At 66.3% G+C, this 13,401-nt stretch carries 19 protein-coding genes; 1 reads left to right on the top strand and 18 read right to left on the bottom strand.

Annotation, left to right across the window (positions count from 1 at the left end):
* Positions 1-4 precede the first annotated feature (4 nt).
* The 18 genes from FCU40_RS02230 to FCU40_RS02315 form a co-directional block, all read right to left on the bottom strand.
* Entirely contained in the window at positions 5-385 is a 381-nt protein-coding gene (locus FCU40_RS02230; RefSeq protein ID WP_004615068.1) for a hypothetical protein, read from the bottom strand.
* The gene (locus FCU40_RS02235; protein ID WP_168072601.1) at positions 378-962 is read right to left on the bottom strand and encodes an RNA polymerase sigma factor; all 585 of its coding nucleotides are present in this window, start codon (positions 960-962) and stop codon (positions 378-380) included. The genes FCU40_RS02230 and FCU40_RS02235 overlap by 8 nt, the downstream gene beginning before the upstream one ends.
* 24 nt (positions 963-986) lie before the next feature.
* Positions 987-1,373 carry a DUF6249 domain-containing protein gene (locus FCU40_RS02240; protein ID WP_168072602.1) on the bottom strand — a complete coding sequence of 129 codons (387 nt, stop codon included), beginning with the start codon at positions 1,371-1,373 and terminating at the stop codon, positions 987-989.
* 116 nt (positions 1,374-1,489) lie between these two features.
* Positions 1,490-1,792 carry a hypothetical protein gene (locus tag FCU40_RS02245; protein ID WP_168072604.1) on the bottom strand — a complete coding sequence of 101 codons (303 nt, stop codon included), beginning with the start codon at positions 1,790-1,792 and terminating at the stop codon, positions 1,490-1,492.
* Positions 1,789-2,304: an RNA polymerase sigma factor gene (locus FCU40_RS02250; protein ID WP_168072606.1), complete on the bottom strand. Its 516-nt coding sequence runs from the start codon at positions 2,302-2,304 to the stop codon at positions 1,789-1,791. Before FCU40_RS02250 ends, FCU40_RS02245 begins: the two co-directional genes overlap by 4 nt.
* A complete protein-coding gene (locus FCU40_RS02255; protein WP_004615061.1) occupies positions 2,304-2,717 on the bottom strand; it encodes a hypothetical protein in 414 nt (137 codons plus the stop codon). The genes FCU40_RS02250 and FCU40_RS02255 overlap by 1 nt, the downstream gene beginning before the upstream one ends.
* 14 nt (positions 2,718-2,731) lie before the next feature.
* Entirely contained in the window at positions 2,732-2,917 is a 186-nt protein-coding gene (locus tag FCU40_RS02260; RefSeq protein WP_004615060.1) for a hypothetical protein, read from the bottom strand.
* An 8-nt stretch (positions 2,918-2,925) separates the two neighbouring features.
* The gene (locus tag FCU40_RS02265) at positions 2,926-3,105 is read right to left on the bottom strand and encodes a hypothetical protein (protein WP_004615059.1); all 180 of its coding nucleotides are present in this window, start codon (positions 3,103-3,105) and stop codon (positions 2,926-2,928) included.
* 47 nt (positions 3,106-3,152) lie between these two features.
* The gene (locus tag FCU40_RS02270) at positions 3,153-3,791 is read right to left on the bottom strand and encodes an HAD family hydrolase (protein WP_168072659.1); all 639 of its coding nucleotides are present in this window, start codon (positions 3,789-3,791) and stop codon (positions 3,153-3,155) included.
* A gap of 153 nt (positions 3,792-3,944) precedes the next feature.
* Positions 3,945-4,292, bottom strand: a complete 348-nt coding sequence (locus tag FCU40_RS02275) for an ArsC family reductase (RefSeq protein WP_168072608.1) — start codon at positions 4,290-4,292, stop codon at positions 3,945-3,947.
* A 30-nt stretch (positions 4,293-4,322) separates the two neighbouring features.
* Positions 4,323-4,904: a 2'-5' RNA ligase family protein gene (locus FCU40_RS02280; protein WP_168072609.1), complete on the bottom strand. Its 582-nt coding sequence runs from the start codon at positions 4,902-4,904 to the stop codon at positions 4,323-4,325.
* A gap of 99 nt (positions 4,905-5,003) precedes the next feature.
* Entirely contained in the window at positions 5,004-5,465 is a 462-nt protein-coding gene (locus FCU40_RS02285) for a DUF2147 domain-containing protein (protein ID WP_168072611.1), read from the bottom strand.
* A gap of 229 nt (positions 5,466-5,694) precedes the next feature.
* Entirely contained in the window at positions 5,695-6,486 is a 792-nt protein-coding gene (gene pstB / locus FCU40_RS02290) for a phosphate ABC transporter ATP-binding protein PstB (protein WP_342672527.1), read from the bottom strand.
* A 5-nt stretch (positions 6,487-6,491) separates the two neighbouring features.
* Entirely contained in the window at positions 6,492-7,337 is an 846-nt protein-coding gene (gene pstA, locus FCU40_RS02295; RefSeq protein WP_004615050.1) for a phosphate ABC transporter permease PstA, read from the bottom strand.
* Positions 7,338-7,344: 7 nt separating this feature from the next.
* A complete protein-coding gene (pstC, locus tag FCU40_RS02300) occupies positions 7,345-8,277 on the bottom strand; it encodes a phosphate ABC transporter permease subunit PstC (RefSeq protein WP_206677289.1) in 933 nt (310 codons plus the stop codon).
* A 68-nt stretch (positions 8,278-8,345) separates the two neighbouring features.
* Positions 8,346-9,383, bottom strand: coding sequence for a phosphate ABC transporter substrate-binding protein PstS (gene pstS, locus FCU40_RS02305; RefSeq protein WP_004615048.1), 1,038 nt, complete (start codon positions 9,381-9,383; stop codon positions 8,346-8,348).
* 82 nt (positions 9,384-9,465) lie between these two features.
* Positions 9,466-10,362, bottom strand: a complete 897-nt coding sequence (locus tag FCU40_RS02310; protein ID WP_168072615.1) for a LysR family transcriptional regulator — start codon at positions 10,360-10,362, stop codon at positions 9,466-9,468.
* Positions 10,363-10,411: 49 nt separating this feature from the next.
* Positions 10,412-11,398 carry a DUF4118 domain-containing protein gene (locus FCU40_RS02315; protein ID WP_168072616.1) on the bottom strand — a complete coding sequence of 329 codons (987 nt, stop codon included), beginning with the start codon at positions 11,396-11,398 and terminating at the stop codon, positions 10,412-10,414.
* Positions 11,399-11,921: 523 nt separating this feature from the next.
* On the opposite strand from FCU40_RS02315, the gene FCU40_RS02320 reads away from it, so the two are divergent.
* Positions 11,922-13,268, top strand: a complete 1,347-nt coding sequence (locus FCU40_RS02320) for a porin (protein ID WP_004615045.1) — start codon at positions 11,922-11,924, stop codon at positions 13,266-13,268.
* The last annotated feature ends 133 nt before the right edge of the window (positions 13,269-13,401 follow it).

Genomic DNA, 13,401 nt, shown 5'->3' on the forward strand with positions numbered 1-13,401 from the left:
CGCCTTACAGCTCCTCGACGGCCCGCGTCACCGCGAAGGCCAGGGCGACGAGCGCCAGACCCGCCGCCAGCCAGACAGCCTCGACGCTGCCGGGCGAGGTGAACACCGACGCCACCTTGGCGTAGCCGGCGTTGATCTCGTTCTCGATGCCGTGGCTGCCGTCGCGCGAGATCTGGGCGATTTCGCTGGAAAAGCGGGTCGACAGGATTTGGAACGCCGCGATCAGCCCCGCGGCGACGCCGGCCGCGCCGATGAAAAGACGCCGCATGGCCCAACCGCGATCCAGCTTGGCGGAGACCTCGGCGTTGAATAGGGCCGCGTCCGGGAAGGACGGCGCTTCGGCGAACAGGCGAGTCAGTCGCGCTTCGAAATCGGGCTCAGCCATGAGCTTCCCTCCTGGCCCCATCTTCTGGCCGGGCCAGTCGCGCCCGGAGTTTATCCAAACCACGTTTGACATGGGATTTGACCGTGCCGATCGGAATATTCAAGGCCTCCGCCGCCTCGGCGTGCGACCAGTCGGCGCCGTAGCAGAGGGACACGCAGAGCCGCTCCCCCCGCGACAGGGCCTTCAGCGCCTCGTCCAGATCGATCCGGCTGGCCGCGTCCCCCGACGCGTCCGTCCGCCCGATGGCCTCGACCGGCTCGACGGCGTCCGAGAAGATCAGCCGCGCCTCGCGCTTGACCTTCTTCAGATAAAGCCGCGCGGCGATCTTCTTGATCCAGGCGCCGAACGTCCCCTCGCCGCGAAACTCGGCGCATTGCTCGAAGCCGGTCAAGAAGGCGTCCTGGGCCAGGTCGTCGGCGGCGGCGCTGTCCGCCCCCAGCCGGCGCAGCAGTCCCCGGACAGCCGAGCCGTGCCGCCGCACCAGCTCTCCGTAGGCCTGGCGATCGCCGCCCGCCGCGCGCGCGGCGAGTTCGATATCGTGGCCGGTTGGCGGGCGCTCCATGCCCATTGACGTCAAGCCTCCCCCGGCTCGCGCGCGCCCTTAGACCCGCGGTTCCTTGTTCGGATTGAAGAAGCTCAGCACGATGAAGGCCAAGCCGATCACGGCCGGGATGCAGGCGATGCCCATAAGTGGATGTAGAGCGTCGCTCTCGCGATAAGACAGCACCGCTCCGAAGGCGGCGATGCCAGCGCCAACCGCCAGCCAAATAATGCCAGTGCGCAGGTCGCGAAGGCGCGTCGGCGGGGTTCTCACACTCTTGGTGAGAGCCTCGATCATCTCGGGCGGCAAAGGATGACCCTTTTCGATGGCGGCACGCAAAGTCCGCTGCATCTCTCGCCGTCCACGACCGATAAAATAGAATGGTAAGGCGACACAGGCGACAATCATCATGCAGCCGGCCACGGGAACGACGATTTCCGGACCCATATCAAATCCTCCAGAGCGTGAGCGACGACGCCCCCGGCGCCGCCTTTGCAGATAAGAGGCTCCGGCGGCGCGGTTTGGAGGCGCCGGACGGCATGAAACTTTCGTAAGACCGCGTTTCAGCCGATCGACAGGCGACGCCAGACCTGCGGCCCGCCCGTCATGATGATCGCCGCCACAAAGACCAGACCGCCGCAAACCGGCGCCAGGCTGGGCGCGATCGCGCGCACCATCAGGTTCAGCGCCGGCGAGACCGCCCATAGCACGAGCGCCAGCACCACGGCCCCGGCGGCCATGGCGGCCAGTCGATCGAGAAACACCCGACGCTCGACCGCCTTCATGACCTCGGCGGTGAAGACCTCGGCGCGGCTTTGCTGGGGTTCCTCGCCCAGGAAGGCCGACAGTTGATCGTCCAGGGTCATGAAGCGCCTCCTAGAACTGCAAGCAGCCGCTCACGGCCACGGGTAACATGCGACTTGACCGTGCCCAAAGGAAGGCCAAGCGCGTCGGAAACCTCCGCGTGCGACCAGCCTTGACCCAAGCACAGGGTGACGCAGGCGCGCTGGTCTTCCGGCAGGGTCGCCAGCGCCGTCTCCAGCGCCATGCGATCCTCGGCCCCGACCTCCTTGGCGACCTCCAGTTCCTGCTCCCCCCGCCAAGCCTCGTCCCGGGCGGCGGCGCGCTGGGCGCCGCGGCGCTGGGACAGGGCTTTCTTCCAGGCCACGCCGAAGAGCCAGGCTCGAAAGCCCTGATCGTCGCGCAGCTTGGGCAGCCCGGCCCAAGCCGCCACGAAGGCCTCCTGGGCGATATCGTCGGCGTCGATCCACCCGCTTTTACGCAGGAAGCCTCGAAGCGGCTTCTCGTGGATCGCCACCAGCCGGGCGAAGGCGGCCTGGGACCCCGCGCGCGCCTGTCTGACGAGCGCGGCGTCCATCAGATGGTCGGTCCGGACCGATCGAAAAGCACCTGCACCAGCGTCGCCGCGCAGAGGGCGCCCAGAACGAAGGCCACGATCGTGAACGCCTCGCCCGCGCCGTAGATGTTGGTGAAGGCGGCGAAGGCGAAGCCGGCGCTCAGCATCCCGTACAGGACCACCTGGTACCAGGTGCGCTCGCGACGGCGGCGATAGCGCGGACGCTCGTCCTCATCGCGCTCGCCGCGCCAGCGCTTGTTTAGCTTGGCCAGCAGCTCTGGCGGCGGTTCGCGGCCCGAGGCGGCGTAGGTCTTGATCAGGTCCAGCGTCTCGCGATGGGCGCGGTACGACAGCCAGCTTTCGAACCCGCCGAAGATGAACCAGCTGATCGGGAAGATCAGCCACCAGAACTGACGGAAAATGTCCTCGGACATGGGCGATTTTCTCCTCAGCCGACTTGCAGCTTGGCGACCAGCTCGGCCGGGGGGCGGCGGCCGGCGCGGGTCAAGGCGTTCAGCGCCTCGATCGCGTCGCGGCGGGCCGCGTCCTTCAGCCAGACCTGGACATTGACGAAGACGAACCAGCTGATCGGCATCAGCATCCAGGCGTCTTGACGAAAAAGGTCGAGGGTCATGGCCCGCCTCAGCGCTCCAGCTGACCAACCAGCGCGGCCGGCGCCTCGCGGCCCTTTTCCGCCAAGTCGCGCAGCGCCCGCACCACCTCGCGCTGGGTGCGATACCTCAGATACGCGCGGAAGGTTCCCATGGCCATGAAGCCCATCGGGAACACCAGCCACCAGTAGTCGCGGAACAGGTCGATCATCGGACGATCCTTCGAATGTCGGGCGCGATCTCTCGCGCTTTCGAAGATTAGTCGCCGCCGACCGCCGGGTTGGATGCGCCGACATACGAAATAATTTCCGACATCGAGCTGAACGACACCGTGGGCCGATGCTCGGCCAGAATCGACGGCTTGGCGTAGCCCCAGCCGACCGCGCCGCAATCCAGACCCACGGCCTTCGCGGCCTCGATGTCGCGGGTCTCGTCGCCGATGCAGATGATCTTGTCGCGCGGCACGCCGCGCCGCGTGACCTGCTTGAACTTGCGCGCCTTGCCGAACAGCGACGCGCCGCAGGCATAGAGGCTGATCAGGTCGCCCAACTCCTGCCCGAGCACCCGGCGGATCACCTGTTCGCTGTTGGAGCTGACGACCGCGATCTTGACGCCGGCGGCGTGCAGCGCGCGCAGCATCTTGGCGGTCTCGGGGAACAGCGGGATCGTGTGGGCGTCGGCGGCCATCAGCTTCTTGCCCGCCCGCGCGATCAGCGGCAGCTTCCACGGCGAAACGCCCAGATAGCGGATGACCTCGCGGGTGCTGCGGCCGCGCAGCATCTCGATCTCCTCGTCGGTGACGGCCTTGAAGCCGTACCGGCGCGCCATCGGATTGACGGCCCGCATCATCCACGCCGCGCTGTCGGCCAGCGTGCCGTCGAAGTCGAAGATGACCATTTCGTACCGCGAGACGGCGTACTCCCCCACGCGCGCAAGACCTCTTGAGTCCGTCCAAAGCGGACGCCGTGTCCAGTGATAGACCGAACCTCCGAAGCTTGTCGTCCTAAACTTCGCTCGGCGCGCGGCGGAAGGCGTGGATAAGCGAAAGGCTCAGCCGAACGCAGCCGCGTACAGATCGGGCTTGAAGCCGACCAGGCGCCGGTGGCCCAGGTCCAGGACCGGGCGTTTGATCATCGACGGCTGGGCCAGCATCAGGTCGACGGCCTTGGCGGCGTCGAGATCCCGCTTGTCGGCCTCGTCCAGCTTGCGGAACGTCGTCCCGGCGCGGTTCAGCAGCACCTCCCACCCCAGTTCCTCGACCCAGCCCTCGAGGCGCGCGCGGTCGATCCCGGCGGTCTTGTAGTCGTGAAAGTCGTAGGCCTGGCCCTGATCCTCCAGCCACTTGCGGGCCTTGGCGACGGTGTCGCAGTTCTTGATGCCGTACATGGTGGCGGTCATGGCCGATTCCTCGCGAGATTGCCGACGAACTTAGCCGTTCAGGTTCCAGCGCCGAAGCACGACATGCTGGGTCCGGCCAAGTTTGCTCCGCACAAGGACGAAGTGATCGACGGTCCAGCGGATGGGCGCGATCGCCTGGGCCGAAGCGACCTGGCCGTCATAAAGCAGGGTGATATGCGGGGTGAAGCTCTTGTCCGGCTTCAGCCGGACCGCCAGCATTCTGTCGGCCAGCGCCTTCTGGAAGGCGATCAGAGCCTCCACGCCCTCGCCGCCTTGCAAGGTGAAAGGATTGGAGCCTCCGCGATTGGCGAAGCTGGCGGCTTGATCGAACACGACGTCGAATGGCGCGTGGGTCATCGCCTCGCCCGCGCGCTCGCCCTTGGCGACGATGTCGTTGGGCACGCCGACATAGTCGCCCAGATGATGCAGCGTGACATGGAAGCGATCCGCCGCGAGCGGTTGGCCGCGCAGGCCGAGCGCTTCCTTCAGCCGGCGCGCCTCGCGAGCGATCGCCTCGGCCGTCGCCGGATCGGGATACAGCAGGAACATCAGCCGGTCGGTCGGGGTCGGCGGGTCGAAGCCCGGCAATCCCATCTGCGAAGTCTCGGCCATCGGCGTCTCCCCTGGTCGCCGGCACGGTTAGACCGCTTCGCCCGAGGCTCCAACGGGCTGAGGAGGTCGCGATCCGCCCTCTCTAGCCCCCTCCCCCGATCAGGAGGCGCGGCCCTCGGCCGTCGCGCTCTCGACACGGGTCCAGATCTGCGACTTGCACAGGAAGTTGGGCAACAGGCAGCCCTTGGCCTTCAGCGACGTGCGATCCAGCAACCGGACCTGACCCGAGAAGGTCATGTTCAGGTCGGGCACGAACACCTTGCCCTTCCACTCGTCGGCGGCGGTGGCGGAGAAGTCACGCAACAGCTGCATCCCGACCAGGTTCTGGTTGCTGCCCTTCTTGACGTCGGCCTGCGCGCCGGCGCTGGCCCAGACCACCACGCCGCAGGTCCGGGCCTCGCAGGGGCGGATTTCGATGTGCACGCTGCCCTTCGGATTGCGCCAGACGCCATAGAGCTCGCCCAATCGCGAGGGGACCGGGTCGGCCAAGGCGGCGCTGGCGCTCGCGCAGACCGCCGCGATCACCGCCGCCTTCAATCCAAGCCACTTGTTTCGGCTCATCGGGCCGTCCTTCCCGCTTCCGCGACGCAAACAGGATGCGAAGCTAGAGCATCGCGCGGAAAAATGGATGCCGGTTTTCCGCGGAAACGATGCGAAAACAAAAATCCAGAGGAAGCCACGCGGTTCCTAGACCGCGCGGCCTCCTCTGGACGCTTGAGCAAACGAAATGAAGCCGTCGAAATGAAGGCGAACCGCGGATCGCCTCCATTCCCTCCAAGACGGCGCGTGATCAGCCGAAGCGACCGCAGACATAGTCCTGTGTGCGGCCGACCTTGGGGCGCATGAAGATCTCGTCGGTCGGGCCGAACTCGATCATTTTGCCCAGGTACATGAAGCCGGTGTAGTCCGAGATCCGGGCCGCCTGCGACAGGTTGTGGGTCACGATGACGATCGTGTAGTCGGACTTCAGCTCGCCGATGGTCTCTTCCAGCTTGGCGGTCGAGATCGGGTCGAGGGCCGAGGCCGGCTCGTCCAGCAGCAGGATTTCGGGCTCCACGGCGATGCCGCGAGCGACGCAAAGGCGCTGCTGCTGGCCGCCCGAGAGCGACAGGCCCGAAGCCTTCAGCTTGTCCTTCACTTCTTCCCACAGCGCGGCCTTGCGCAGCGCGCCTTCGACGATGCCGTCCATCTCGGACTTCGACTTGCTCTCATAGAGACGCACGCCGAAGGCGACGTTGTCGTAGATCGACATCGGGAAGGGCGTGGGCTTCTGGAACACCATGCCGACGCGCGAGCGCAGCTTGGCGACGTCCTTCATGGTCAGCAGGTTCTCGCCGTCCAGCAGCACCTCGCCCACCGCCTTTTGACCGGCATAGAGGTCGTACATGCGGTTGAAGGTGCGCAGCAGGGTCGACTTGCCGCAGCCCGACGGCCCGATCAGGGCGGTCACGGCGTTGCGAGCTACCGGCAGATTGACCGAGTGCAGGGTCTGATGCTTGCCGTAGAAGAAGTCGAGGTTGCGGGCGCGCAGTGTCACCTGGCTGTCGGCCAGATCGGCGACGAAGGATTCCGGAGCGGTCATGGCGTTCATGGACGATGGTTCCCGCGGGCGGCGACAACGCGGCCGAGAATGTTGATGGTCAGGACGGTAAGGGCGATCAGAAGCGCCCCGGCCCAGGCCAGGCGACGCCAATCATCATAGGCGCTGAGCGCGTACTGGAAAATGACCGCCGGCAGGCTGGCCATGGGCTTGGTCAGGTCGAGGTTCTGGAACTGATTGCTCAGCGCCGTGAACAGCAGCGGCGCGGTCTCGCCGCTGATCCGAGCGAAGGCCAGCAGGCCGCCCGTCAGCAGACCGCCGCCGGCGCCGCGCCAGATGATTTCCTTGATCGTGGTCCAGCGGGGCGTGCCCAGCGCCGCGCCCGCTTCGCGCAGGGCGTCGGGCTGCAGGCGCAGGATGTCCTCGGTGGTGCGGGTCACGACCGGCACCGCCAGAAGCGCCAGGGCCACGGCCCCGGCGAAGCCCGAGAAGCCATGCAGCGGCCGGACGACCAGCTCGTAGACGAACAGGCCGACCAGGATGGACGGCGCGGCCAGCAGCACGTCGTTCAGGAAGCGGATGACGTGGCCGTAGGGGTGCGCGCCGCCATATTCGGCCAGCCAGGTGCCGGCCAGGATGCCGACGCCGACGGCCATGGCCATGGCCATGGCGCACATCATCAGCGAGCCCTCGATGGCGTTGCGCAGACCGCCGACCGAGCCCGGCGCGGGCGTGTCCTTGGTGAAGATGTTGAGATCCAGGCCCCCGAAACCTTGCTTGAACAGCGAGTAGAGGATGAAGCCCAGGGCGGTCAGGGCCAGCACGGTCGCCACGCCGCAGGCGGTGACGAAGGTAGTGTTGGCGATGGCGCGAAGCGCGGGACGGGACAGCATGTTCGCCTCAGTCGTAACGCTGACGCAGGAGCAGCAGGCGCGCGATGGCCAGCACCCCGAACGTAATGACGAAGAGCACCAGGCCGAGCGCGGTCAGGGCGGCGGTGTGCATCTCGCCGGTGGCTTCGGTGAACTCGTTGGCGATGGTCGAGGCCAGGGTCGAGCCGCTGTCGAACAGCGACTTGGGCAGACCGTGCGCGTTGCCGATGATGAAGGTCACCGCCATCGTCTCGCCCAGGGCGCGGCCCAGGCCCAGCATGACGACGCCGATGGCGCCGCCGCGGACATAGGGCAGCACGACCGAGGTGATGACCTCGAGCGGCGTGCAGCCGATGCCGTAGGCGCTCTCGCGCACCTGGGGCGGCACCGTCAGGAACAGTTCGCGGAAGACCGCCGCCATGTACGGCAGGATCATGATCGCCAGGATCAGCGAGGCGGTGAAGATGTTGGCGCCGTTGGGCACGCCGTAGAACAGGGACTCCCAGATGGAGCCCGCCGGGGCGTTCATCATCAGCGGCAGCTGAATGTGCTCGGCGAAGAACGGGGCCAGCACGAAGAGACCCCACATGCCGTAGACGATCGAGGGGATGCCGGCCAGCAGTTCGACGGCCACGGCGATCGGGCGCGAAAGCTGCTTGGGGCAGAACTCGACCAGGAAGATCGACACGCCCAGAGCCACCGGCAGGGCGATCAAGAGCGCGAGGGCCGAGGTGACCAAGGTGCCCACGATCGGTCCGGCGGCGCCGTAGACCTCGGTCACCGGGTTCCAGGTGGTCGACGTGAAGAAACTCAGGCCGAAATGGCTCAGCGCCGGCCATCCGCCGATCGTCAGCGAAACGACAACGCCGGCCAAGGCGACCAGCAGGAGGGTCGCCGCGCCGAAGCACAGCCCCTCGAAAATCGGATCGAACCAAGCCCCTTTGGAAGCTGGTCGGGTCATTACGGCATCGGTCACAGGCGCCCCCAAGTGGACTGGGCGGGGGCCGAAACCCCCGCCCAACTTTACGCTTACTTCGAGACGTAGACCGGCTTGCCGCCGGACTTGATGTTGGCGGCCCACTGCTTGCGGATCAGGGTCTTCACCTGAGCCGGCAGCGGCACGTAGTCCAGGGCGCCGGCGGCGGCGTCGCCGTTCTTGTAGGCCCAGTCGAAGAACTTCAGAACGCCTTGGCCAGCGGCGGCGTTGCTCTGTTCCTTGTAGACCAGGATGAAGGTCGCGCCCGTGATCGGCCACGACTTCGCGCCCGGTTGGTCGAGCAGCAGCAGGTAGTTGCCCGGAGCCTTCGTCCAGTCGGCGCCAGCGGCGGCGGCGGCGAAGTCAGCGGCGGTCGGGGCCGGGAACTGGCCGGCCTTGTTCTGCACCAGGGCGTAGGTTTCGCGGTTTTGCTTGGCGTAGGCGTATTCGACGTAGCCGATCGAACCCACGGTTTGCTTCACGAAAGCCGAGACGCCGTCGTTACCCTTGCCGCCCAGGCCCGTCGGCCATTGGACGGAGTCGCTGGCGCCGACCTTCGACTGCCATTCCGGGTTCTTCATCGCGAGGTACGAGGTGAACAGGAACGAGGTGCCCGAACCGTCCGAGCGGTGCACGACCGTGATCGGCAGGTTCGGCAGCTTCACGCCCTTGTTCAGGTTGACGATGCGCGCGTCATTCCACTTGGCGACCTTGCCCAGATAGATGTCGCCCAGCAGTTCGCCGGTCAGACGGATCTGGCCCGGCTGGATGCCCGGGACGTTCATGATCGGCACGACGCCGCCGATGACGGTCGGGAATTGATAGAGACCAGCTTGGTTCAGCTGTTCCGGCTTCAGCGGCTTGTCCGAAGCGCCGAAGTCGACGGTCTTGGCGGTGATTTGCTTGATGCCGCCGCCCGAGCCGATGGCCTGATAGTTCAGACCGACGCCCGTCTGGGCCTTATAGGTTTCGGCCCACTTGGCGTAGACCGGCGCCGGGAACGTAGCGCCAGCGCCCGACAGGTCCGCGGCTTGGACAGCGCCGCCCGCCAGAACCGCCGCGCCGAGCGCGACCGCGATCGTCTTGAACATCCGTGATCTCCCAGGGCGCGGTGTTAAAGAGCGCCCGACGGAAGCTGATTAGGTGCTAAATATAACAGCCGGATGACACGCATTAAGTTTGGCTTACATTCCGCGTTGAGTCAGCCGGGGCTTGGAGGCGCGCGCTCCCGCGACGGATCTCTAATTTCAGCCAACTGACGAATCTGTCGCTCGCGCCGCCGGCTCGAAAACCCTCCGCGCGAACCGCCAGAGCGCGGCCGCTCGGCGCTTCGAAAGGCAGCGCCATCAGCTGCCCGGACTCGATATAGCGCTCGGCCGCGAAGAGGTTGGCGAGCGTCACCCCCGAACCGTGGGTCGCGGCGTCGAGCGCCAGGCCGGCGTCGTCGAAGGCGTGGGCGCGGGGCGCTCGCCGCCCCGGCAGGAAATGACCGGCCCAGGCGGTCCAGTCCGCGTCGGGACCGGCGATCAGCGGCGCCCGGACGACATCCTGCGCCGACTGGATGGCCAGGGTGCGGACAAGGTCCGGATGGCACACCGGCACATGGCTGAGCTCGTAGACCGCGTCGGGATCGGAAGCCGGGACCCAGGCCAAGCGGACCCCCGCGGCGGGGTCGTCGAGGCGCGTGCGCACCTCGATCTCGATGTCAGGCAGAGCCAGACCCAGAGCCCTGAGCTTGAACGAAAACCATTGCCGGGCCAGGGCCTCGGGCATGGCCACGACCAGCGCTTCCAGCCCCTCCGGATCGGCGATCTCGCGAATGGCGCGGTTCAACGCCTCCTGGGCCTGAGAATAGGTTTCGGCCAGGCGCAGCGCGGCGGTCGAGGGCTCCATCGCGCCGCCTCTCCGCTCGAACAGGGTGGCCCCGAGATCGGTCTCAAGCCGGCGGATGGACTGACTGACCGCGCTGTGGGTGATCTGCAACTCGCGCGCGGCGCCCGTGAAGCTGCGGTGGCGGCTGGCGGCCTCGACGGCGCGAAGAGCGGTGAAGGGTGGCGATCGGTCGGACATGAAAGCGAAGCTGGCCAGGAAACCTATGGATGCGATGACGTGACGGGTCTCAGTGCAAGGTCGGCGCGGCAAGCCCTTGCCCGCCATGCCCGTATTCAAGCGGGAAGGTCAGCTCAGACACCCTGCCCTCGGCGGCGCTGCGCGAGCTGAACCGTCCGCGCAGCTGCTCGACCATGGCGTCGATCAGGGACGGACCGGTCGGCGCGATCGGATCCAGCGCCTTCTCGATCTCGGTGATCCGCAACCTGCCCATGCCGCGATCGGCGCGCAGGCCGATGCGCATCAAGCCCGGATCGTCAGACGACAAACGGGCGTTCAGACATTCCAGCAGCACGATGGCCACCGAGGTCGCCTGTTCGGAGGACAGCCACAGTCCGCCCTGCTCGAACTCGACCCGCACCGGCGGATGCGACCGGGCCGACAGGGTGGCGTCCAACAGCTGACGGGCGAAAGCGCCGAAATCCAGCAGTTCTCCCCCTTCCCCGGCGATCACCCGGTGGGTCTTGGAGATCAGCATGGTGCGGGCCGAGGCCTCGCCCAGCGCCTTTCTCGCGGCGGCGTCGGGCTCGTCGCGAGCCTGCAGCTGCAGCAGCGCGGCGACCAGTTGCAGGTGGTTCGTCACCCGTTCGTTCAGCTCACGGAACAGCGCCGCGTGCGCCTGGGCCAGGCGCTCGGCCTGGGCCTGAGCGACCTTGGTCTCGGCGACGGCGCGCGACATGCCGCCCATCAAATAGATGGTGCTGGACGAGGTCAGGGCGAAGATGCCCAGCAGGGTCAGGTTGTCGGCGTCGAACTTCAGCGCATAGATGGGGGTGGCGAAGAACCAGTATCCCAGCGCGCCGCTGATGACTGCGACCACGCAGGCGGGCCCTACCCCGAACGCGTAGGCGGCGATCAGCACGACAGGATAGAAGATCGTATAGGCGTGGTTCGCGCCGAACACCGGCTGAAGTCCGCATCGCGCGCCGAAGCCGACCGCCACCAGGACCAAGGCCGCCCCATATTGCGCCCAGCGCTGCCTGCCTTGCTCGCTCACCATGCGCCCCCAAAAAGAGAGGCTTTTTACGACACCCCGGCGACAGATGCATGACACCGCGGCGCAACGGATCGGCCACTCTTAGACAGAATGACTTCGATTGTAAGTTGGACTTGACGCGCTTCGCCCCGTCGGCGCTAGAGCGCGTTAGGTTTAAGCGTTAGCGGTTAAGCCGCTCGAACGCGCTCTAAATATCTGAATCTAGGGCCTGTCCAACTTGGCGCTGGTTTTCCTTCGCAGGTGACGCCGCTACGTCCCGATGACGATGCGATCGAGGAAAACATCGCGATCGCGGCGCTGCGCCGTATCGGGCGTAAGCACGCGCCCCATCGGCCTTAATTTTCCGCCGGTCGCCGCGCGCCGTTCAGGAAATTCTCCGCGCACGCACCGATGCGCCGAAGCAACAGGCGGCGCCCGACGTTCGGACCGCTCACGCCTGTTAGGTCAAGTTACACAAGCTTGTCACACAACCTGACTAGCACCCCTTGCAACCCGATCGAACGGGTGCACCAAGGGGACTCCAATGAAATCCAAGCTTTCTCTGTGCGCTGGCGCCGCCCTGGGCGTGATGCTGGCCGTCGGCGTCGCCGCGCCGAGCCAGGCCGCCACGACCCATCACAAGGGTAAGAAGGCTAAGCCGGCCGCCGCCTCGACCCAGGCCGCCGAGATCCGCGAACTGCGCGCCCAGGTCGAAGCCCTGACCGCCCGCATCAACGCCCAGGAAGCCGCTCAGCAGCAGACCCAAGCCACCGCGCAGCAGGCCCAGGCTCAGGCCCAAGCCGCCACGGCCCAGGTCCAGACCGTGCAGGCCGCCGCCGACAGCGAGATCAAGACGATCCCGACCCAGGTGAAGACGGCCGTCGCGGCCAATACGCCGAAGCCGAAGACGAGCTGGGCTGACAACACCTCGGTCAGCGGCCGCATGTACTATGACGTGTCGAACATCACCAACAAGGTCGACGGCGTCCGCAAGACCCCGACCGGCACCGGCTTCGACATCAAGCGCCTCTACATCGGCATCGACCATAAGTTCAACGACACCTTCTCGGCCAACGTCACGACCGACTTCCAATATTCGTCGACCCTGGGCGCGACCGAACTCTATCTGAAGAAGGCCTACCTGCAGGCCAAACTGTCGGACGCCATGGTTATCCGCGTCGGCGCGAACGATCTGCCCTGGGTGCCCTTCGTCGAAGACGTCTACGGCTACCGTTACCTGGAAAACACCCTGATCGACCGCACCAAGTTCGGCACCTCGGCCGACTGGGGCGTGCACGCTTCGGGTAAGCTGGGCGGCATCTTCAGCTACGCCGTCTCGGCCGTGAACGGCAACGGCTACAAGAACCCGTCGCGCGGTAAGACCGTGGACCTGGAAGGCCGCCTGAGCGCCCAACTCGACAACGTCACCCTGGCCGTCGGCGGCTATACCGGCAAGCTGGGCAAGGACACCCAAGGCGCCGTGACCTACCACACCGCCAGCCGCTTCGACGCCCTGGCCGCCTACACGACCAAGACCTACCGCGTCGGCGTCGAATACTTCTCGAGCACCGACTGGAACAACGTCGCCACCACCACGGCCGACAAGGCCGACGGTTACTCGGTGTTCGGCTCCTACGCCTTCAACAACCAGTTCAGCGCCTTCGGTCGCTATGACTATGTGAAGCCGAACAAGGACACGGCCAACAACCGCAAGGACGGCTACTATAACTTCGGCGTGACCTACAGCCCGACGAAGATCGTCGACTTCTCGCTGGCCTATAAGCACGACAAGGTCGAGAATGGCACGCTCAACACCTCGAACGGCGTGATCGGCGGCGTCACCAGCGGCACCTACGACGAAATCGGCCTGTTCGGCCAAGTGCGTTACTAAGAGAAAACCTGGCGGCGGCGGAACCCTGGGTTCCGCCGCCGCTTCATGTCGCGAACTGGACCGCGGTCGCCCCCTGGCGGCCGCGGTTCTTCGTTTCAGAGTAAGCCGCGCGATATAGGAGTCGCGCGACTTG

This window comes from Caulobacter sp. SSI4214 (assembly GCF_012184455.1).
Classification (GTDB): domain Bacteria; phylum Pseudomonadota; class Alphaproteobacteria; order Caulobacterales; family Caulobacteraceae; genus Caulobacter; species Caulobacter vibrioides_E.